The 20,923-nt window shown below is 62.8% G+C and carries 17 protein-coding genes; 11 read left to right on the forward strand and 6 right to left on the reverse strand.

Going from position 1 to position 20,923, the window contains the following annotated elements; all coding sequences use genetic code 11:
• The first annotated feature begins 93 nt into the window (after positions 1-93).
• Positions 94-1,242: a pyridoxal phosphate-dependent aminotransferase gene (locus K675_RS0118275; RefSeq protein WP_017904930.1), complete on the forward strand. Its 1,149-nt coding sequence runs from the start codon at positions 94-96 to the stop codon at positions 1,240-1,242.
• The gene (locus tag K675_RS0118280) at positions 1,230-2,021 is read left to right on the forward strand and encodes an amidohydrolase (RefSeq protein WP_026145324.1); all 792 of its coding nucleotides are present in this window, start codon (positions 1,230-1,232) and stop codon (positions 2,019-2,021) included. The genes K675_RS0118275 and K675_RS0118280 overlap by 13 nt, the downstream gene beginning before the upstream one ends.
• A 198-nt stretch (positions 2,022-2,219) precedes the next feature.
• On the opposite strand, the gene leuA is transcribed toward K675_RS0118280, so the two are convergent.
• From leuA to K675_RS0118305, 5 genes are all read right to left on the reverse strand, one after another.
• A complete protein-coding gene (leuA, locus tag K675_RS0118285; RefSeq protein WP_017904932.1) occupies positions 2,220-3,902 on the reverse strand; it encodes a 2-isopropylmalate synthase in 1,683 nt (560 codons plus the stop codon).
• A 425-nt stretch (positions 3,903-4,327) separates the two neighbouring features.
• Entirely contained in the window at positions 4,328-7,174 is a 2,847-nt protein-coding gene (locus tag K675_RS0118290; protein WP_017904933.1) for a valine--tRNA ligase, read from the reverse strand.
• A gap of 365 nt (positions 7,175-7,539) precedes the next feature.
• The gene (locus K675_RS0118295) at positions 7,540-8,022 is read right to left on the reverse strand and encodes a hypothetical protein (RefSeq protein ID WP_017904934.1); all 483 of its coding nucleotides are present in this window, start codon (positions 8,020-8,022) and stop codon (positions 7,540-7,542) included.
• A gap of 8 nt (positions 8,023-8,030) precedes the next feature.
• On the reverse strand, positions 8,031-8,459 hold the full coding sequence (locus K675_RS0118300; RefSeq protein ID WP_017904935.1) for a DNA polymerase III subunit chi: 429 nt from the start codon (positions 8,457-8,459) through the stop codon (positions 8,031-8,033).
• A gap of 57 nt (positions 8,460-8,516) precedes the next feature.
• Positions 8,517-10,007 carry a leucyl aminopeptidase gene (locus K675_RS0118305; protein WP_026145318.1) on the reverse strand — a complete coding sequence of 497 codons (1,491 nt, stop codon included), beginning with the start codon at positions 10,005-10,007 and terminating at the stop codon, positions 8,517-8,519.
• 278 nt (positions 10,008-10,285) lie between these two features.
• On the opposite strand from K675_RS0118305, the gene lptF reads away from it, so the two are divergent.
• From lptF to pdxJ, 9 genes are all read left to right on the forward strand, one after another.
• Positions 10,286-11,404 carry an LPS export ABC transporter permease LptF gene (lptF, locus tag K675_RS0118310; RefSeq protein ID WP_017904937.1) on the forward strand — a complete coding sequence of 373 codons (1,119 nt, stop codon included), beginning with the start codon at positions 10,286-10,288 and terminating at the stop codon, positions 11,402-11,404.
• Positions 11,397-12,458 (forward strand): LPS export ABC transporter permease LptG, encoded by a 1,062-nt coding sequence (gene lptG / locus K675_RS0118315; protein WP_017904938.1) that lies wholly within the window; start codon positions 11,397-11,399, stop codon positions 12,456-12,458. Before lptF ends, lptG begins: the two co-directional genes overlap by 8 nt.
• Before the next feature lie 169 nt (positions 12,459-12,627).
• Entirely contained in the window at positions 12,628-14,427 is a 1,800-nt protein-coding gene (gene lepA, locus K675_RS0118320; RefSeq protein ID WP_020481066.1) for a translation elongation factor 4, read from the forward strand.
• Positions 14,428-14,432: 5 nt separating this feature from the next.
• A complete protein-coding gene (gene lepB / locus K675_RS0118325; RefSeq protein WP_026145319.1) occupies positions 14,433-15,287 on the forward strand; it encodes a signal peptidase I in 855 nt (284 codons plus the stop codon).
• 66 nt (positions 15,288-15,353) lie between these two features.
• On the forward strand, positions 15,354-15,731 hold the full coding sequence (locus K675_RS0118330; RefSeq protein WP_026145320.1) for a DUF4845 domain-containing protein: 378 nt from the start codon (positions 15,354-15,356) through the stop codon (positions 15,729-15,731).
• Complete coding sequence (rnc, locus tag K675_RS0118335) at positions 15,728-16,417, forward strand: ribonuclease III (RefSeq protein WP_017904942.1); 690 nt, start codon at positions 15,728-15,730, stop codon at positions 16,415-16,417. Before K675_RS0118330 ends, rnc begins: the two co-directional genes overlap by 4 nt.
• The gene (era, locus tag K675_RS0118340; RefSeq protein WP_017904943.1) at positions 16,410-17,312 is read left to right on the forward strand and encodes a GTPase Era; all 903 of its coding nucleotides are present in this window, start codon (positions 16,410-16,412) and stop codon (positions 17,310-17,312) included. The genes rnc and era overlap by 8 nt, the downstream gene beginning before the upstream one ends.
• Before the next feature lie 209 nt (positions 17,313-17,521).
• A complete protein-coding gene (recO, locus tag K675_RS0118345) occupies positions 17,522-18,211 on the forward strand; it encodes a DNA repair protein RecO (RefSeq protein ID WP_017904944.1) in 690 nt (229 codons plus the stop codon).
• A 103-nt stretch (positions 18,212-18,314) separates the two neighbouring features.
• Positions 18,315-19,061, forward strand: coding sequence for a pyridoxine 5'-phosphate synthase (gene pdxJ / locus K675_RS0118350; RefSeq protein ID WP_017904945.1), 747 nt, complete (start codon positions 18,315-18,317; stop codon positions 19,059-19,061).
• A gap of 232 nt (positions 19,062-19,293) precedes the next feature.
• Here the strand turns inward: pdxJ and mltF are convergent, their stop codons facing one another.
• The gene (mltF, locus tag K675_RS0118355; protein WP_026145321.1) at positions 19,294-20,754 is read right to left on the reverse strand and encodes a membrane-bound lytic murein transglycosylase MltF; all 1,461 of its coding nucleotides are present in this window, start codon (positions 20,752-20,754) and stop codon (positions 19,294-19,296) included.
• Positions 20,755-20,923 lie beyond the last annotated feature (169 nt).

Raw genomic sequence — 20,923 nt, forward strand, 5'->3', positions numbered from 1 at the left:
CCCATGGCGCCCTTTTTCATGTCTGGTGGATACGTTATCCTCGAACCCTCCCGTGCCGTGTAGTGCCGGATGTTCAGCAGGGAAAACGGCCCCATGATCACCAGCAAGTTGCCGAATGTCGGCACCACCATCTTCACCCGGATGTCCCAGCTCGCCGCGCAAACCGGTGCACTGAACCTGTCCCAGGGCTTTCCCGATTTCGATGGCCCGCAAGCCTTGCGCGATGCGGTGGCGCGGCACGTTGCCAGCGGTCACAACCAGTATGCGCCGATGACCGGGCTGCCGTCCCTGCGCCAGCAGGTGGCGGCGAAGATCTTCAGCAGCTATGGCGTCCATGTGAACGCCGATGCGGAAGTGACCATCACCCCAGGGGCGACCCAGGCCATCTTTTGCGCAATCCAGGCGGTGATTCGGCCGGGTGATGAAGTGATCGTCTTCGACCCCTGCTATGACAGCTACGAGCCCTCGGTGGAGCTGGCCGGCGGGCGTTGCATCCACGTGCAACTGGGTCTCGACGACTTTGCCATCGACTGGCAGAAACTCCAGGATGCGCTCGGCCCGCGGACCCGGATGATCATCCTCAATACGCCACACAACCCGAGCGGTGCACTGATCAGCCATGCCGAGCTGGACCAGTTGGCAACGCTGATCGCCGACCGGGACATCTACCTGGTCAGCGACGAGGTCTATGAACACCTGGTCTACGACGATGTGCCGCATGCCAGCGTCCTGGCCCACGAGGCGCTGTACCAGCGTGCCTTCGTCGTCAGCTCGTTCGGCAAGACCTATCACGTCACTGGCTGGAAGACCGGCTATGTGATCGCGCCGCCGGCCCTGAGTGCCGAACTGCGCAAGGTGCACCAGTACGTCAGTTTCTGTGGGGTGACCCCGCTGCAGTACGCCCTGGCCGACTACATGGAGGCGGATCCCGGGCATGTACAGCGCCTGCCGGCGTTCTACCAGCAGAAACGCGACCTGTTCTGCGACCTGCTCAGCCAGTCACGCTTCCGTTTCAAACGCGTGGCGGGTACCTACTTCCAACTGGTCGACTACTCACAGATCCGTCCGGACCTGAATGATGTCGACATGGCGATGTGGATGACCCGTGAACATGGCGTGGCGGCGATCCCGGTGTCGGTGTTCTACCAGACCCCGCCCGAAGGCCAGCGACTGGTTCGCCTGTGTTTTGCCAAGCGCGAGGAGACGCTGCGTGAAGCGGCGGAAAAACTATGCGTGATCTGAGTACGTTGCCCGACCTCAAGCTGGCCCTGGTGCAGACGTCCCTGGCCTGGCATGACCGCCAGGCCAACCTGGAGCATTTCGAGGTGCTGCTCGAGCAGGCCCGTGGTGCCGATCTGGTCATCCTGCCGGAGATGTTCACCACCGGTTTCTCCATGGAGTCCAAGACCCTCGCCGAGCCTGAGAACGGTCCGACCACCAAGTGGTTGCGTTGCCAGGCGAAAAAGCTCGATGCGGTGATCACTGGCAGCGTGATCGTGCATGCCGCTGATGGCAGTCATCGCAACCGCCTGTTGTGGGCGCGTCCGGATGGTGAGGTCTGGCACTACGACAAGCGCCACCTGTTCCGTATGGCCGGTGAGCACAACCACTACACGCCGGGCGAACGCCAGGTGCAGTTTGAGCTCAAGGGTTGGCGGGTACGTCCGCTGATCTGCTATGACCTGCGCTTCCCGGTGTGGAGCCGGGATGCCCATGACACCGATCTGTTGCTCTATACCGCGAACTGGCCGGGGGCTCGACGCCTGCACTGGAACCGGCTGTTGCCGGCGCGGGCGATCGAGAACCTGTGTTATGTGGCCGCCGTGAACCGGGTGGGTACCGATGGCAAGGGTTTCTCGTACACCGGCGACAGCCAGGTGCTGGATTTCCAGGGCGAGTCGCTGTTAGGGGCCGCAGAGGCCGATGGTGTGTTCCAGGTCGGCCTGAGCGCCGTCGAGCTGGCCGCCTATCGTGAGCGCTTTCCGGCCAACCTGGATGCCGATACCTTCGAGTTCACCTGATTCGGTGGTCGGCAGGCAGGCCCTTTCGCGGGCAAGCCGCGCGCCTACAGAGGGTGGGGTGTATGAAAATTTGCGTACACCACGGCCCTGTCGGAGCGAGGCTTGCCCGCGAAAGGGCCCTTTGACTCGACAAAAATCCCACCCTGAAAAAAGGCCCCGAGGTTCTCACCCCGGGGCCTCGTTCATTGCAGCGGACGCTTACGCGGCCTTGCTGGCCTGGGTCTGGCTCAGCGAGCGGTTCAGGGCACTGAACACTGCCTTGAAGCTGGCCGTGGTGATGTTTTCATCGATACCCACGCCGTGCACCGCACGTTCGCCGTTCACGCGCAGCTCGATGTAGGCCGCCGCCTTGGCGTTGGTGCCAGCGCCGATGGCGTGTTCGTTGTAGTCCATGATTTCCACCGGAACCGGCAGGCCGGCCACCAGGGCTTCCAGGGCGCCATTGCCCTTGCCGCGCCAGTGCAGGTTGGTTTCGCCCTGACCCTTGCTCGCGACTTCGACTTCGACGCTGCTGTTGCCGTTCTCTTCCTGCAGGCGATGGCTGACCAGCGCATACGGGGTGTTGGCTTGCAGGTACTCGCTGTGCAGCAGGGCGTGGATCTGCTGGGCGGTCATTTCCAGGCCCAGGCGATCGGTTTCGCGCTGAACGACCTGGCTGAACTCGATCTGCATGCGACGTGGCAGGCTGATGCCGTACTCCTGTTCCAGCAGGTAGGCGATACCGCCCTTGCCCGACTGGCTGTTGACGCGGATCACCGCCTCGTAGCTGCGGCCGATGTCGGCCGGGTCGATCGGCAGGTAAGGCACTTCCCACAGGGCATCCGCCTGCTGTTGGGCGAAGCCCTTGCGGATCGCGTCCTGGTGCGAGCCGGAGAACGCGGTGTGCACCAGGTCGCCGACGTAAGGATGACGTGGGTGCACCGGAATCTGGTTGCACTCCTCGACCACCTTGCGCACGCCGTCGATATCGGAAAAGTCCAGTTGCGGGTCGAGACCCTGGGTGTACATGTTCAGGGCCACGGTCACCAGGTCGACGTTGCCGGTACGCTCGCCGTTGCCGAACAGGCAGCCTTCGACACGGTCGGCGCCGGCCATCAGGCCCAGCTCGGTGGCGGCCACACCGGTGCCACGGTCGTTGTGGGTGTGCAGGCTGATGATCACGCTGTCACGACGGTTGATGTTGCGGTGGAACCACTCGATCTGGTCGGCGTAGACGTTCGGCGTGGCCACCTCAACGGTAGCAGGCAGGTTGAGGATCACCTTGTTCTCGGGCGTGGCGTTCCACACTTCGACCACGGCGTCGCAGACTTCCTTGGCGAACTCCAGCTCGGTGGCGCTGAAGGTTTCCGGGGAGTATTCGAACTGCCACTGGGTGTCCGGCTGCTGGGCGGCGTACTTGACGAACAGCTTGGCGGCGTTCACCGCGATGTCCTTCACGCCCTGTTTGTCCTGGTTGAAGACGATGCGGCGGAACGACGGGCTGGTGGCGTTGTACAGGTGCACGATGGCCTTCTTGGCGCCGCGCAGGGATTCGAAGGTCCGGGCGATCAGGTCCTCGCGGGCCTGGGTCAGCACCTGGATGGTGGTGTCGTCCGGGATGTGGCCGTCTTCGATCAGGGTGCGAACGAAGTCGAAGTCGGTCTGCGAAGCGGCCGGGAAGGACGCCTCGATTTCCTTGACGCCGACGCTGACCAGGGTTTTCCAGAAGCGCAGTTTCTTCGCGGAATCCATCGGCTCGATCAGCGACTGGTTGCCGTCGCGCAGGTCGGAACTGCACCAGATCGGCGCGGTGGTGATGGTTTTCGATGGCCAGGTACGGTCAGGGAGGTTGATGGCCGGGAACGGACGGTACTTCGAAGACGGGTCTTTGAGCATGCTCATGGGGAATTCCTTGTTTGCCAGGGCCGAAAAGAGGCGCCCAGCCGGTGTAGCGTTGTCAGGAAAAAGCCTGGGGATGAGGCACCGCGATTCAGCCCGGCAGTCGTGCGCTGACGAGGCAGAGACTGCGGTGTTGACGACGCTGAATGAGGGTATGTGAGGTTTTCATGTTTTCAACCCTAACCACTGGGGTGAAAGATGGCAAGCCTGTAGAAGAATTTGAGAGGAATACTCGATAAAATGGCTTTTTCGAGATTTTATTTTGCTTCTGTCGCGGAAAGTCTAGAACAATTGCGCACTATTTTGGGTCGGCGCAATCCCTGGTGCAGGGCTGCCTGGTTTTGAAAAGCACCTGTCACAACGTGTACAGGTGATGTTGCGGACGAAAAGGGAGGCCCGAAGGCCTCCCTTTTCAATCGCCGACAGCCTTACAGGCTGGAGATTCGAGCGTGCTGTTCAGCCAGCTTGCCCAGGGCCTGTTCGGCCTCGGCGAGCTTGGCGCGCTCCTTTTCGATGACTTCGGCTGGCGCCTTGTCGACGAACGCGGCATTCGACAGTTTGCCGCCGACACGCTGGACTTCGCCTTGCAGGCGCTGGATTTCCTTGTCCAGGCGAGCCAGTTCAGCGCCCTTGTCGATCAGTCCGGCCATCGGCACCAGCACTTCCATCTCGCCGACCAGGGCGGTGGCGGACAACGGTGCTTCCTCGCCGGCAGCCAGCACGGTGATCGATTCGAGCTTGGCCAGCTTCTTCAGCAGGGTCTCGTTTTCCTTCAGGCGACGCTGGTCTTCGGCACCGGCGTTGTTCAGGAACAGTGCCAGTGGCTTGCCCGGGCCGATGTTCATTTCGGCACGGATATTACGGACGCCGAGCATCAGGCCCTTGAGCCATTCGATGTCGCCTTCGGCCGCCGGGTCGATGCGCTCCTCGTTCGCCACCGGCCACGCTTGCAGCATGATGGTCTTGCCCTCGGCACCGACCAGCGGCGCCAGGCGCTGCCAGATTTCCTCGGTGATGAACGGCATGAACGGGTGCGCCAGGCGCAGGGCCACTTCCAGCACGCGCACCAGGGTGCGGCGAGTGCCGCGCTGGCGTTCGACTGGGGCGTTCTCGTCCCACAGCACCGGCTTGGACAGTTCCAGGTACCAGTCGCAGTACTGGTTCCAGATGAACTCGTAGAGCGCCTGGGCGGCCAGGTCGAAACGGAACTGGTCGAGCTGGCGGGTCACTTCGGCTTCGGTTCGCTGCAGTTGCGAGATGATCCAGCGATCGGCCAGTGACAGCTCGTAGGCTTCGCCGTTCTGGCCGCAGTCCTCGCCCTTGTCGAGCACGTAGCGGGCGGCGTTCCAGATCTTGTTGCAGAAGTTGCGGTAGCCTTCGACGCGGCCCATGTCGAACTTGATGTCGCGACCGGTGGAGGCGAGCGAGCAGAAGGTGAAGCGCAGGGCGTCGGTGCCGTAGCTGGCGATACCCTCGGCGAATTCGGCGCGGGTCTGCTTCTCGATGGCTTTCTGCAGCTTGGGCTGCATCAGGCCGGTGGTGCGCTTCTGTACCAACGCTTCGAGTTCGATACCGTCGATGATGTCCAGCGGGTCGAGGACGTTGCCCTTGGACTTGGACATCTTCTGGCCCTGGCCGTCGCGCACCAGGCCATGGACGTAGACGGTCTTGAACGGAACCTGCGGGGTGCCGTCCTCGTTCTTCACCAGGTGCATGGTCAGCATGATCATCCGGGCGACCCAGAAGAAGATGATGTCGAAGCCGGTGACCAGCACGTCGGTCGGGTGGAAGGTCTTGAGGAACTCGGTCTGCTCCGGCCAGCCCAGGGTGGAGAAGGTCCACAGGCCCGAACTGAACCAGGTGTCGAGAACGTCGTTGTCCTGTTGCAGGGCAATGTCGGTGCCGAGGTTGTGCTTGGCGCGCACTTCGGCTTCGTCGCGGCCGACGTAGACCTTGCCCGACTCATCGTACCAGGCCGGAATCCGGTGGCCCCACCACAGCTGGCGGCTGATGCACCAGTCCTGGATATCGCGCATCCAGGAGAAGTACATGTTTTCGTACTGCTTGGGCACGAAGGCGATGCGACCGCCTTCCACGGCGGCGATGGCCGGTTCGGCCAGTGGCTTGGTCGACACGTACCACTGGTCGGTCAGCCAGGGCTCGATGACGGTGCCGGAACGGTCGCCCTTCGGCACCTTCAGGGCGTGGTCGTCGACGCTGACCAAGAGGCCCGCGGCATCGAAGTCGGCGACGATCTGCTTGCGCGCGTCGAAGCGGTCGAGACCGACGTATTGCGCCGGGATCTTGCCGTCGATGCTGTCGTTCAGGGTGCCGTCGAGGTTGAACACCTGGCAGGCCGGCAGGACGCTGGCGTTCTTGTCGAAGATGTTCAGCAGCGGCAGGTTGTGGCGTTTGCCGACTTCATAGTCGTTGAAGTCGTGGGCCGGGGTGATCTTCACGCAGCCGGTGCCGAATTCCGGGTCGCAGTAGTCGTCGGCGATGATCGGAATGCGGCGGCCAACCAGCGGCAGTTCGACGAACTGACCGATCAGGGCCTTGTAGCGCTCGTCGTTCGGGTTCACCGCGACGGCCGAGTCGCCGAGCATGGTTTCCGGACGGGTGGTGGCGACGATCAGGTGATCCAGGCCTTCGGCGGTCCTGGCGCCGTCGGCCAGCGGGTAGCGCAGGTTCCACAGGAAACCCTTCTCGTCGTGGTTTTCCACTTCGAGGTCGGAAATGGCCGTGTGCAGCTTGGTGTCCCAGTTGACCAGGCGCTTGCCGCGGTAGATCAGGCCGTCCTCGTGCAGGCGCACGAAGGCTTCCTTGACCGCTTCGGACAGGCCGTCGTCCATGGTGAAGCGCTCGCGGCTCCAGTCCACCGACGAGCCCAGGCGGCGGATCTGCCGGCTGATGTTGCCACCGGACTGCTCCTTCCACTCCCAGACCTTCTCCAGGAACTTCTCGCGGCCCAGGTCATGGCGGTTCTGGCCCTGGGCTTCAAGCTGGCGCTCCACCAGCATCTGGGTGGCGATGCCCGCGTGGTCGGTGCCCGGCTGCCACAGGGTGTTACGCCCCTGCATGCGGCGAAAGCGGATCAGCGCATCCATGATCGCGTTGTTGAAGCCGTGGCCCATGTGCAGGCTGCCGGTGACGTTCGGCGGCGGGATCATGATGGTGTAGGCGTCACCCGAGCCTTGCGGGGCGAAGTAGTTCTCGGACTCCCAGGTCTGGTACCAGGAAGTTTCAATGGCGTGTGGCTGGTAGGTCTTATCCATGCGCGGCGGGACCCTTAGGCATTAATTCAGGAAAGCCGGCAAGTATAACGGGGATATGGCGCGGGGCGTAGAGCGAGGTGAGGGGAGGTGCTGCAAAATATTGGCTGGATAGGCGCTCAATCCGCCTATCCAGGCGTGAGCCGGTGTGTAGGGGCGGAGTGCTTTTGTGGCGAGCGGGCTTGTCGGAACGCCGCACCGCCGCGCTGAGGCGCGAAGCGGCCCTGAAACCGGTCTATGCGGAGTGTCAGGCAAAACGGGTTGCCTGATCTTGCGGCCGCTTCGCGACCGAACGCGGGCAAGCCCGCTCGCCACAAGGTGGTGCCCGACTTCGAGTTTTTTTACTCGGGGAGCTGGCGTTTACCGCGTCAGGACGGGTACTGGCTGAGCAGGCGCTCCATCCGGGCATCCAGGCGGCGCTTGATCTCGGCCTCGATATGCGGCGCGAAGTCGTCGATCACATCCTGCATGATCAGTTGTGCGGCGGCGCGCAATTCGCTGTCCAGGTGCAGCAGGGCGTCCTGCTTACTGTTGTGAGCTGGCTCGGCAGCGGTAACGCGGTCACTGGCGATGGGCTCGGGCGCCGGCTCGGGTTTTGCCGCGACTGGCTTGCTGGTCTCGGGTGAGAGGGGGGGCGTGGCTTGTACCGCGGTTTCAACCCTGGCCTCGGCCTGGACTTCGGCCTTGGGCTTGCCACCGACCATGTCGAACAGCAGCGGAATCTGCCCTTCCGGGGGAACGGTCTCGGTCAGCAGCGGCGGTTGCAGGGTTTCGTCACCCAGCAGCTTGCGGATCGACTCGAGCTCGTCCAGCAGGGGAGCGGCCTTTTGTGATTGTTTTGGAGTGTCCATCGGGTTGCTCAAAGTCGCTGTAGACGGTGATCTTGCAGAGGATAGCCCTGTTCGCGGTAGAAGCGGAAACTCTCCCGCGCCGCCTGGCGGATGGCCGGGTCTTCCACCACGACTTCCGCGATGCGGGTAAAACGTGAGGCAAACGGTGGTACCCGCTTGTCGAGATTGACCAGCAGGTCCTGGTGAGTGCCGGGATCATCGCCCAGGCCCAGTACCACGCTGCCTTCCGGCTCGCTTTCGGCCGGGCCATGGGGCACGAAGCTTTCGCCCTTGAAGCGCCACAGGCGGGCATCGAGTTCCTCGCGCTGCGCGGCATCACTGCAGTGCAGGTAGATCCGGTGGCCCAGGCGCCAGGCCTTTTCGGTCAGCTTGCAGGCGAAATCCAGGCGCGCCAGGGGATCTGCGCTGGGAAGGATATAAAAGTCGACTTGGGTCATGGAGAATTCCGGCGGCCGGACGGCGGCGTTGACGGGCGCCGCCCGGCGGGCTCAGGCTCAGGCCTTGGCGCGGTCCAGCAGGTACTGGGTCAGCAGCGGAACCGGACGACCGGTGGCGCCCTTCTCCTTGCCACCGCTGATCCAGGCGGTACCGGCGATGTCCAGATGGGCCCAGTTGAGGTTCTTGGTGAAGCGCGACAGGAAGCAGGCCGCGGTGATGGTCCCGGCCTTCGGTCCGCCGATGTTGGCGATGTCGGCGAACGGGCTGTCCAACTGCTCCTGGTATTCGTCGAACAGCGGCAGTTGCCAGGCGCGGTCATCGGCCTGGCGGCCGGCGCTCAGCAGTTGCTCGATCAGCTCGTCGTTGTTGCCCAGCAGGCCCGAGGTGTGAGAGCCGAGGGCAACGATGCAGGCGCCGGTCAGGGTGGCGATGTCGATCACCGCCTGCGGCTTGAATCGCTCGGAGTAGGTCAGGGCATCGCACAGCACCAGGCGGCCTTCGGCGTCGGTGTTGAGGATTTCCACGGTCTGGCCGCTGAGAGTGGTGACGATGTCGCCCGGACGGGTCGCGCCACCGCTCGGCATGTTCTCGGCGCAGGCCAGGATGCACACCAGGTTGATCGGCAGCTTGAGTTCCAGCACGGCCTTCAGGGTGCCGAAGACACTGGCGGCACCGCCCATGTCGAACTTCATCTCGTCCATGCCGGCGCCCGGCTTGAGGCTGATGCCGCCGGTGTCGAAGGTGATGCCCTTGCCGACCAGGGCGAACGGCTTCTCGGACTTCTTGCCGCCGTTGTACTGCATGACGATCAGGCGCGGAGGCTGGTCGCTGCCCTGGCCGACCGCGTAGAACGAGCCCATGCCCATTTCCTTGATCTTCTTCTCGTCGAAGATCTCCACCTTCAGGCCCTTGTAGGCTTTGCCCAGGCTCCTGGCCTGTTCGGCGAGGTAGCTCGGGTGGCAGACGTTCGGTGGCGCGTTGCCCAGGTCGCGGGTGAAGGCCATGCCGCTGGCGATCGCCTTGGCGTGGGTCACGGCGCGCTCGACTTCGGCCTGGGCCGCCTTGATGGTGACCAGGGTGATTTTCTTCAGGGCGCGCGGTTCGGCCTTCTGGCTCTTGTAGGTGTCGAAGTGGTATTCGCCGTCGAGCAGGCTTTCGGCCAGCAGGCGGGTCTTGCCATAGCTGTCGCGACCCTTGACCGCCACTTCGTCGAGGGCGAGCACGGCATCGCTGCCGCCCAGGCCCTTGAGGGTGCCGAGGATGCCGGCAACGATCTTGCGCAGCGGCCGGTCGCCCAGTTCGGCGTCCTTGCCCACGCCCACCAGCAGCACGCGTTCGGCCTTGAGGTTCGGCAGGCTCTGCAGCAGCAGGCTCTGGCCGACCTTGCCGGCCAGGTCGCCACGCTTGAGGATGGCCGCGATGGCGCCGCCAGTCAGTTCGTCGATCTTCTGCGCGACAGTGCCGAGCTTGCGGCCTTCGCCGACGGCGACTACCAGGGTGGCGGTCTTCAACGTTTCCGGGCTAACGCTTTTTACAACCAGTTCCATGTCTGGGTCCCTGAATAAAGGTCAGTTGGCGCGCAGCGGGGCTGCGCGCTGGGTGGCTTGGCGACGCTGTGGCGCGCAAGCGACAAAGGCGGCAGTTTGAACCTCGCCGGCCGCTGCTGACAACCCTGTGTTGCAGCTTTGCGCGCGCGGTTGAGCATGTGCAGTGACAGGGGCGGTCAATCACAGGATAATGCGCCATCCTTTCGGGCGGCTCGCAATGCAGGCCGCCCTGTTTGCTTGTTCGGCCGCCTTAGCCTGACAACCCTGGAGTGTCTGGTTTGATCGTCTTTCGTTATCTGTCTCGCGAAGTCCTGGTTACATTGAGTGCCGTCAGCGCCGTGCTGTTGGTGATCACCATGAGCGGGCGCTTCGTCAAATTCCTCGCCCAGGCCGCCTCGGGTGCCCTGGATCCGGGGGCCCTGTTCCTGATCATGGGCTTTCGTCTGCCCGGCTTTCTGCAACTGATCCTGCCACTGGGCCTGTTCCTCGGGATCCTGCTGGCCTATGGCCGGTTGTACCTCGAAAGCGAGATGACCGTGCTGTCCGCCACCGGCATGAGCCAGCAGCGCCTGCTCGGCATGACCATGGCGCCGGCATTGCTGGTGGCCCTGCTGGTGGCCTGGCTGAGCCTGAGCCTGGCACCCCAGGGCGCCTACCAGTTCCAGCTGGTGCTCAACAAGCAGGATGCCCTGACCGAGTTCGACACCCTGGAGCCGGGCCGCTTCCAGGCGCTGAACGACGGTTCGCGGATCACCTATACCGAGAAGCTGTCCGATGACCGCACCCAGTTGGGTGGGGTGTTCATTTCCGAGAAACGCCTGGGTCAGGACAAGAAGGACCGCGGTATCTCGGTGCTGGTCGCCGACCATGGTCGTCTCGAGGTCAAGCCGGACGGCAACCGCTACCTGATCCTGGAAGATGGCTATCGCTACGACGGCAGCCCGGGGCAGGCCGACTACCGGGTGATCAAGTACGACACCTACGGCGTGCAGATGGAAAGACCGGAAATCAGCAACGAAGTGACCGACCGCGACGCGCTGGCCACCCGCGACCTGTGGGGCAGCAGCGAGCGCAAGTCGATTGCCGAACTGCAATGGCGCCTGTCGCTGCCGTTGCTGGTGTTCGTCGTGACCCTGATGGCGGTGCCGCTGTCGCGGGTCAATCCGCGCCAGGGTCGCTTCCTCAAGCTGCTGCCGGCGATCCTTCTGTACATGGCCTACCTGACCATGCTGATTTCCGCCCGTGGCGCCCTGGAGAAGGGCAAGCTGTCGCCACTGCCCGGCCTGTGGTGGGTGCACGCGCTGTTCCTGGCGATCGGTCTGGGGCTGCTCTATTGGGAACCGTTGCGTTTGAAGCTGGCGAGTCGTCGCGGCATGAAGGAGATGGCTCGTGGTTAAGCTCGACCGCTACATCGGTAGCGCAGTATTCATGGCGATCCTGGCGGTGCTCGGGATCATTCTCGGCCTGGCCTCGCTGTTCGCCTTCATCGACGAGATGAGCAACGTCAGCGATACCTACACCTGGGGCGACGTGCTCAGCTTCGTGCTGTTGACCGCGCCGCGGCGGGTCTACGACATGCTGCCGATGGCCGCCCTGATCGGCTGCCTGATCGGCCTGGGCAGCCTGGCCAGCAACAGCGAGCTGACCATCATGCGTGCGGCGGGTGTTTCCGTCGGGCGAATCGTCTGGGCGGTCATGAAGCCGATGCTGGTGCTGATGATCGTCGGCGTGCTGGTGGGCGAGTACGTGGCACCGGTCACCGAAAGCAAGGCCCAGGCCGACCGGGCGCTGGCCCAGGGTTCCGGCGATGCCCAGAGTTCCAAGCATGGCCTGTGGCACCGCCAGGGTGACGAGTTTATCCATATCAACGCCGTGCAGCCGAACGGGCTGCTCTACGGGGTGACCCGCTACCAGTTCGACGACCAGCGCCGCCTGCAGTCCTCGAGCTTCGCCAAACTGGCGCGCTTCGAGCAGGATCACTGGAACCTGACGGACGTCACCACCACCCATTTCCGTGGCGATCACACCGAAGTCATCAACACGCCGCAGGAGACCTGGGGGGTGTCTCTCCAGCCGAACCTCTTGAGCACCGTGGTGATGGTGCCCGAGTCGCTGTCGATCAGCGGCCTGTGGAGTTACATCCACTACCTGGCGGACCAGGGGCTGGCCAACGGTCGCTACTGGCTGGCGTTCTGGGTCAAGGTCCTGCAGCCGCTGGTCACCGCGGCGCTGGTGCTGATGGCGATCTCGTTCATCTTCGGTCCGCTGCGCTCGGTGACCCTCGGTCAGCGGGTATTCACCGGTGTGCTGGTCGGTTTCACCTTCCGTATCGCCCAGGACCTGCTGGGGCCGTCGAGCCTGGTGTTCGGCTTCTCGCCGCTGTTCGCGGTGCTGGTGCCGGCGGGGATCTGTGCGATTGCCGGCCTCTGGCTGCTGCGGCGCGCCGGATAGACGCCTCGAACCGCTCGGGAGCCCCCGAAAGGAGCCTCTGCCGACCGGCAGGGGCTTTTTTGTGTCGGTCGCCCTGCCGGTTGACGTGACGCCTTGGTTGCGCATCAGGTACAATTCCCGGCTATTTTTCGGCGGGCAGTCTGCCTGCAACCTTTTTGAGTGTTGACCCGTGAGTGATTTGAGTCATATCCGCAATTTCTCCATCATCGCCCACATTGACCATGGCAAGTCGACTCTGGCCGATCGCTTCATCCAGATCTGCGGCGGCCTGGCCGAGCGCGAGATGGAAGCGCAGGTGCTGGATTCCATGGACCTCGAGCGCGAGCGCGGGATCACCATCAAGGCCCACAGCGTTACCCTGTACTACAAGGCCAAAGACGGCATCACCTACCAGTTGAACTTCATCGATACCCCGGGCCATGTCGACTTCACCTATGAAGTCAGCCGTTCCCTGGCGGCCTGTGAAGGGGCCTTGCTGGTGGTCGACGCCGGCCAGGGCGTCGAGGCCCAGTCCGTGGCCAACTGCTACACGGCGATCGAGCAGGGCCTGGAGGTCATGCCGGTCCTTAACAAGATCGACCTGCCGCAGGCCGAGCCGGAGCGGGTGAAGGAAGAGATCGAGAAGATCATCGGCATCGACGCCACCGACGCCGTCACCTGCAGCGCCAAGACCGGCCTGGGGGTCGACGAGGTGCTCGAGCGCCTGGTGACCACCATTCCGGCGCCGGAAGGCAATATCGACGACCCGCTGCAGGCGCTGATCATCGACTCCTGGTTCGACAACTACCTGGGTGTCGTGTCCCTGGTGCGTGTGCGCCACGGTCGCGTGAAGAAGGGCGACAAGATCCTGGTCAAGTCCACCGGCAAGATCCACCTGGTGGACAGTGTCGGTGTCTTCAACCCGAAACATACCGCCACCGCCGACCTGAAGGCGGGCGAGGTGGGCTTCATCATCGCCGGCATCAAGGACATTCACGGGGCGCCGGTGGGTGACACCCTGACCCTCAGCTCGACGCCTGACGTCGATGTGCTGCCGGGCTTCAAACGCATCCAGCCGCAGGTCTATGCCGGCCTGTTCCCGGTCAGTTCCGATGATTTCGAGGACTTCCGCGAAGCCCTGCAGAAACTGACCCTCAACGACTCCTCGCTGCAGTACACCCCGGAAAGTTCGGATGCACTGGGCTTCGGCTTCCGTTGCGGCTTCCTCGGCATGCTCCACATGGAAATCATCCAGGAGCGCCTGGAGCGCGAGTACGACCTGGATCTGATCACCACCGCGCCGACGGTAATCTTCGAGCTCAAGCTCAAGAACGGTGAAACCATTTACGTCGACAACCCGTCCAAGCTGCCGGACCTGTCCGCCATCGAGGACATGCGTGAACCGATCGTACGGGCCAACATCCTTGTGCCGCAGGAGCACCTGGGGAACGTCATTACGCTGTGTATCGAGAAACGCGGGATTCAGCACGACATGCTGTTCCTCGGCTCGCAGGTGCAAGTCACCTATGACCTGCCGATGAACGAAGTGGTCCTGGACTTCTTCGACCGTCTCAAATCCACCAGTCGCGGCTATGCTTCGCTGGACTATCATTTCGATCGCTACCAGTCGGCCAACCTGGTCAAGCTGGACGTGCTGATCAATGGTGAGAAGGTCGATGCCCTGGCGTTGATCGTGCATCGGGACAATGCGCACTACAAAGGCCGTGCGTTGACCGAGAAGATGAAAGAACTGATTCCTCGTCAGATGTTCGACGTTGCCATCCAGGCTGCCATCGGCGGCCAGATCGTGGCGCGGACAACCGTCAAGGCGCTCAGAAAGAACGTACTGGCCAAATGCTACGGCGGTGACGTGAGCCGTAAGCGCAAGCTGTTGGAAAAGCAGAAGGCCGGTAAGAAACGCATGAAGCAAGTAGGTAACGTGGAAGTTCCACAGGAAGCCTTCCTTGCGGTGCTCAGGTTGGATAGTTAGGTCCTATGTCACTAAATTTCCCGCTGTTGCTGGTCATTGCCGTCGCTGTCTGCGGTCTGTTGGCGTTGCTTGATCTGGTCTTTCTGGCTCCACGTCGGCGCGCGGCGATCGCCCGCTACCAGGGCAGCGCCGCGCAGCCTGACGTGGCCGTGGTCGAGAAGCTGAACAAGGAGCCTTTGCTGGTCGAATATGGCAAATCCTTCTTCCCGGTGCTGTTCATCGTGCTGGTGCTGCGCTCGTTTCTGGTCGAGCCGTTCCAGATTCCTTCCGGGTCGATGAAACCGACCCTGGATGTTGGCGACTTCATCCTGGTGAACAAGTTCTCCTACGGGATTCGCCTGCCGGTGATCGACAAGAAGGTGATTCCGGTCGGTGATCCGCAACGCGGGGATGTCATGGTGTTTCGCTACCCGAGCGATCCGAACGTCAACTACATCAAGCGGGTAGTCGGGCTGCCGGGCGACACGGTGCGCTACACCAGCGACAAGAGGCTGTTCGTCAACGGTGAGTCGGTGGCCGAGCAACTGGTGGGCAACGAGCCCGGCATGCTGGGCAGCGCCGAGCTCTATAAAGAGAAGCTGGGTGCCGTCGAACACCTGATCCGCAAGGAAATGGGCCGTTATCGCGCGCCGCCGGATCACGAGTGGAAAGTTCCGGCCGGCCATTACTTCATGATGGGCGATAACCGCGACAACTCCAACGACAGCCGCTACTGGGATGATCCCAACATTCCCAAGGAACTGCTGGGCATGGTTCCCGACGAGAATATCGTCGGCAAGGCCTTCGCGGTCTGGATGAGCTGGCCTGATCCCAAGTTCAGCCGCCTGCCGAATTTCTCGCGGGTCGGCCTGATCAAGTAACCCAAGCGGCGCTGTTGAATACAGCGCCGAATGCTTTTCAGGTACTTGAAGACGATGAGAACGACTATGCGGTCCGCCGCTTCTCAGAAAGGCCTGTCGTTTTTTGGCTGGTTGCTGGCTCTCGCGCTGGTGGCTTTCGCCAGTAGCACGGCTCTCAAGCTGGTCCCGATTTACCTCGACAACCTGTCGATGAAGAAAATCATCATGTCGGTGGAAACCGACAAGGCGGCGGGCGTGACCACCGTCAACGACTTTTACACTCATGTTGCCCGTGGCATGCAGGTCAACAGTATTCAGGATGTGGATTTGAACAAAGCGTTAAACGTAACGGTGGAGGGCAGCCGATTTCTTGCCCATCTGAAATACGAGCAGCGTGTCGCGCTGATCCGGAATATCGATCTGGTGGTGAAGTTCGACCAAGAATTCAGCGTGGGTAAACCGTGAGCCTGTCCCTGAGCCGTCTCGAGCGCAAGCTCGGCCATACCTTCAAGGACCAGGAACTGATGCTCCTGGCCCTGACACACCGCAGCTTCGCCGGGCGCAACAACGAGCGCCTGGAGTTCCTGGGCGATGCGATCCTCAACTTCGTGGCCGGCGAGGCGCTGTTCGAGCGCTTTCCCCAGGCCCGTGAAGGCCAGTTGTCGCGTTTGCGCGCACGCCTGGTAAAAGGTGAAACACTGGCCGTACTGGCTCGTGGTTTCGAGCTGGGCGACTACCTGCGCCTGGGCTCCGGCGAGCTGAAAAGCGGTGGTTTCCGCCGTGAGTCGATCCTGGCCGACGCCCTCGAGGCATTGATCGGTGCGATCTACCTGGATGCTGGTATCGAAGTGGCACGCGAGCGCGTGTTGGCCTGGCTGGCCTCGGAGTTCGAGAGCCTGACGCTGGTCGACACCAACAAGGACCCCAAGACCCGCCTGCAGGAATTCCTGCAATCACGGGCTTGCGAGCTGCCGCGCTACGAAGTGGTGGATATCCAGGGCGAGCCGCACTGCCGGACCTTCTTCGTCGAGTGCGAAGTCACCCTCTTGAACGAGAAAAGCCGTGGGCAGGGCGTGAGCCGTCGTATTGCCGAACAGGTAGCGGCCGCTTCAGCACTGATCGCCCTGGGCGTGGAGAATGGCAATGACTGATTCAACTGCAACACGCTGCGGCTATGTCGCCATCGTTGGCCGGCCGAACGTGGGCAAATCCACGCTGCTGAACCACATTCTCGGACAGAAGCTGGCGATCACCTCGCGCAAGCCGCAGACCACCCGCCACAACATGCTCGGGATCAAGACCGAAGGCGAGATCCAAGCGATCTACGTCGACACCCCCGGAATGCACAAGAGTAACGAAAAGGCGCTCAACCGCTACATGAACAAGACCGCCTCGGCGGCGTTGAAAGACGTCGACGTGGTGATCTTCGTCGTCGATCGTACCCGCTGGACCGATGAGGACCAACTGGTCCTGGAGCGCATCCAGTACGTCGAGGGCCCGGTGATCGTGGCCCTGAACAAGACCGACCGGATCGAGGACAAGGCTGAGCTGATGCCGCACCTCAGCTGGTTGCAGGAGCAGTTGCCGAAAGCGCAGATCGTGCCGATCTCCGCGCAGCAGGGGCATAATCTCGATACCCTGGAAGGCCTGATCGCCCAGCACCTGCCGGAAAACGAACACTTCTTCCCGGAAGACCAGATCACCGACCGTAGCAGTCGTTTCCTCGCTGCCGAGCTGGTCCGCGAGAAGATCATGCGTCAGCTGGGCGCCGAACTGCCTTACCAGATCACCGTGGAAATCGAGGAGTTCAAGCAGCAGGGCGCTACCTTGCATATTCATGCACTGATCCTCGTCGAACGTGACGGTCAGAAGAAGATCATCATTGGCGACAAGGGCGAGCGCATCAAGCGCATCGGCAGCGAGGCGCGCAAGGACATGGAGCTGCTGTTCGATTCGAAGGTCATGCTCAACCTGTGGGTCAAGGTGAAAGGCGGCTGGTCCGATGACGAGCGTGCCCTGCGCTCGCTGGGCTACGGCGACCTCTAAAGGCGCGCGCCCCCTCCTGTGTTGGGGGCGGGCTTGCCGGAATGCCGCAGCGCCGCTCTGGGGCGCAAAGCGGCCCCGAAGCCTGGGTAAGCGGTGTTTCGGCACAGCCTGAAACAGGGTTTGCGGCTCGCAGCCGAGCGCCTCGCTCACCACAATGAGCTGTATCCACCCTTATCTGCACGCCCATCTTCCAGAGACATTCACCACCAATGTCCACCCATCCGCCCCCCGGTCAGCCGGCCTACGTCCTGCACTCCCGCGCCTACCGCGAAAACAGCGCCCTGGTGGATTTCATCACGCCCCAGGGACGGCTGCGTGCGGTGCTGCGCAATGCCCGGGGCAAGGCCGGGACCCTGGCGCGACCGTTCGTGCCGCTGGAAGTCGAATTCCGTGGCCGTAGTGAACTGAAGAACGTCGGTCGCATGGAGAGCGCCGGGGTCGCCGTCTGGCTGAGCGGCGATGCGCTGTTCAGCGGCCTCTACCTCAACGAACTGCTGATCCGCTTGCTGCCGGCCGAAGACCCGCACCCGGTGTTGTTCGAACATTACGCCCTGACGTTGCTGGCCCTGGCCGAAGGTCGCCCGCTGGAGCCGCTGTTGCGTGCATTCGAATGGCGACTGCTGGACGATCTCGGCTACGGCTTTGCCCTGAGCGTGGACATCCACGGCGAGCCGCTGGCGGCGGACGGCATGTATCGGCTGCAGGTCGACGCCGGCCTGGAGCGGGTCTATCTGCTGCAGCCGGGGTTGTTCCAGGGCCGTGAGCTGTTGGCGATGGCCGAGGCCGACTGGAGTGCGGTCGGTGCGCTTTCCGCGGCCAAGCGCCTGATGCGCCAGGCGCTCGCGGTGCATCTGGGCGGCAAGCCGCTGGTCAGTCGCGAGTTGTTCCGCAAACCCTGAGCGGGCGGGGCGGTTCCGTGAATTTGATGGCTGGAACTGAACGTGGAGGCCTGTGTCCCGTGTATGCTGTGGGACGAATCTTCCACTCTTCAGGAGCCTTTCCGTGAGCACCAGCACCCGTATTCTTCTCGGTGTGAATATCGACCACGTTGCCACCCTGCGTCAGGCCCGGGGCACCCGTTACCCTGACCCGGTCAAGGCCGCACTGGACGCCGAGGAGGCCGGAGCCGATGGCATCACCGTGCACCTGCGCGAAGACCGCCGGCATATCCAGGAGCGTGATGTGCTGTTGCTCAAGGACGTGCTGCAGACCCGCATGAACTTCGAAATGGGTGTGACCGAGGAGATGATGGCGTTCGCCGAGCGCATCCGTCCGGCGCACATCTGCCTGGTGCCGGAAACCCGCCAGGAACTGACCACCGAAGGTGGCCTGGACGTGGTCGGCCAGATCGAACGGATCCAGGCAGCGGTCGAGCGCCTGAGTCGGATCGGCAGTGAAGTGTCGCTGTTCATCGATGCCGACGAGCGGCAGATCGCGGCGGCCAAGCAGGTTGGCGCGCCGGCGATCGAGTTGCACACCGGGCGTTATGCCGACGCCGAGACCCCGGCCGAGGTGGCCCAGGAGCTGAAGCGTATCGCCGATGGCGTGGCGTTTGGCGTGGCCCAGGGGCTGATCGTCAATGCCGGGCACGGCCTGCATTACCACAATGTCGAGGCGGTCGCGGCGATTCCAGGCATCAACGAGCTGAACATCGGTCATGCGCTGGTGGCCCATGCGTTGTTCGTCGGTTTCAAGGGCGCCGTGGCGGAAATGAAGGCCTTGATTCTGGCGGCTGCGGCCAAGGTCTGAATCAGCTCGGACGCGAAGCGTCCTGTGAGGCGTTCCCACGCGGAGCGTGGGAACGATCTTCGACCTCTTCACTCCCAACCTTGATCGTTCCCGCGCCCGGCAATTGATCGTTCCCGCGCTCGGCGACTGATCGTGATCGTTCCCACGCTCTGCGTGGGAATGCATCCAGTCGTGATCGTTCCCACGTTCTGCGTGGGAATGCATCCAGTGACGCTTCGCGTCACGCTCGCATTCAAAGCTGCGAAGGCTGCTCGGTCGGCTTGGTCTTGTCCACGCCCGGTATGTGCAACACGCCCTCGGCGACCTGGCTGCCTTCGAGCTGCGGCTGGGTCACCCAGGTCAGGATGTCGTAGTAGCGACGGATGTTGGCGACGAAATGCACCGGTTCGCCACCGCGGGCATAACCGTAGCGGGTCTTGCGGTACCACTGCTTCTGCGACAGGCGTGGCAGCATCTTCTTCACATCCAGCCACTTGTTCGGGTTCAGGCCCTCGTTTTCGGCGAGCTTGCGCGCATCGTCGAGGTGACCGCTGCCGACGTTGTAGGCGGCCAGGGCGAACCAGGTGCGATCCGGCTCCTCGATCTTCTCGTCGAGCTGATCCTTCATGTAGGCCAGATACTTGGCGCCGCCGATGATGCTCTGCCTGGCATCCAGGCGGTTGGACACGCCCATGGCCTGGGCGGTGTTCTGGGTCAGCATCATCAGACCGCGCACGCCGGTCTTGGAGGTGACATCCGGCTGCCACAGCGATTCCTGATAGCCGATGGCCGCCAGCAGGCGCCAGTCGACCTTTTCTTCCTTGGCCGCGGCCTGGAAATGCTTCTCGTACTTGGGCAGGCGCTGCTGCAGGTGCTGGGCGAAGGTGTAGGCACCGACATAACCGAGGACGTCGACGTGGCCGTAGTAGCGATCCTTCAGGCGCTGCAGGGTGCCGTTCTTCTGTACCTTGTCGAGGTAGGCGTTGACCTCGTTGAGCAGGCTGTTGTCGTCGCCGGGCGCCACGGCCCAGCGCTGGTTGCGGGCATCGCCCAGGTCGAAGGCGACCCGCACGTTGGGGAAGTAGACCTGGTTCATCGCCACTTCGTTGGAGTCCACCAGGGTCAGGTCGATCTGCCCCTCGTCAACCATGCGCAGGAGATCGACGACTTCGACGGCGTCGGACTCTTCGTATTCTATTGCGGGATTCTGCTTTTTCAGCTCGGCCAGTTGTTCGGCGTGAGTGCTGCCCTTCAGGACCGTGATGCGTTTGCCCACCAGGTCTGCGGGTGTGGTGGGGCGTGGCTGGCCGTTGCGGTAGATGACTTGCGGGGTGACTTCCAGGTAGGGATGGGAGAACCGCGCCTGCTGCTTGCGCTCGTCGCTGCCCACCAGGCCCGCCGCCGCGAGGACCGGACCGTTGGGTTTGCCCAACTGGCTGAACAGGTCGTCGAGGTTGTCCGCCGTTTCGATCTCGAGCTTGACCCCCAGGTCATCGGCAAAGCGCTTGACCAACTCGTACTCGAAGCCGGTTTCGCCGTTGCGATCCTGGAAATAGGTGGCCGGACTGTTGCGGGTGATCACGCGCAGCACACCGTCCTCCTTTACGCGCTCGAGCGTGCTGGGTTTCTCAACACAGGCGCCGAGCATCAGGAAGAGTCCGGTTGCGATGAGCCACTTGGCACAGCGCTGGCGGAAAGCAGTTTGGGAAAACATGTGCGCAGTATACGCAAAGGACCTCGGCCGCCATATCTCGACAGAAGGGTGCCGGTCTGCTAGCGAACCACGGACCGGGCTGCAGCCCTCTGGAATGGGACCCCACGAGGAGATAACAGAGCAAAAATAACCGTCCTGAATGCCTTTGATGCCTATTAATAATAAGCAG

This window comes from Pseudomonas fuscovaginae SE-1 (assembly GCF_000364705.1).
In the GTDB taxonomy this organism is placed as follows: Bacteria; Pseudomonadota; Gammaproteobacteria; order Pseudomonadales; family Pseudomonadaceae; genus Aquipseudomonas; species Aquipseudomonas fuscovaginae_A.

Coding starts and splice junctions, on each gene's coding strand:
- K675_RS0118275 (WP_017904930.1), top strand. CDS start 94: ATGATCACCAGCAAGTTGCCGAATGTCGGCACCACCATCTTCACCCGG.
- K675_RS0118280 (WP_026145324.1), top strand. CDS start 1,230: ATGCGTGATCTGAGTACGTTGCCCGACCTCAAGCTGGCCCTGGTGCAG.
- leuA (WP_017904932.1), bottom strand. CDS start 3,902: ATGAGCATGCTCAAAGACCCGTCTTCGAAGTACCGTCCGTTCCCGGCC.
- K675_RS0118290 (WP_017904933.1), bottom strand. CDS start 7,174: ATGGATAAGACCTACCAGCCACACGCCATTGAAACTTCCTGGTACCAG.
- K675_RS0118295 (WP_017904934.1), bottom strand. CDS start 8,022: ATGGACACTCCAAAACAATCACAAAAGGCCGCTCCCCTGCTGGACGAG.
- K675_RS0118300 (WP_017904935.1), bottom strand. CDS start 8,459: ATGACCCAAGTCGACTTTTATATCCTTCCCAGCGCAGATCCCCTGGCG.
- K675_RS0118305 (WP_026145318.1), bottom strand. CDS start 10,007: ATGGAACTGGTTGTAAAAAGCGTTAGCCCGGAAACGTTGAAGACCGCC.
- lepB (WP_026145319.1), top strand. CDS start 14,433: ATGTCACTAAATTTCCCGCTGTTGCTGGTCATTGCCGTCGCTGTCTGC.
- K675_RS0118330 (WP_026145320.1), top strand. CDS start 15,354: ATGCGGTCCGCCGCTTCTCAGAAAGGCCTGTCGTTTTTTGGCTGGTTG.
- era (WP_017904943.1), top strand. CDS start 16,410: ATGACTGATTCAACTGCAACACGCTGCGGCTATGTCGCCATCGTTGGC.
- recO (WP_017904944.1), top strand. CDS start 17,522: ATGTCCACCCATCCGCCCCCCGGTCAGCCGGCCTACGTCCTGCACTCC.
- mltF (WP_026145321.1), bottom strand. CDS start 20,754: ATGTTTTCCCAAACTGCTTTCCGCCAGCGCTGTGCCAAGTGGCTCATC.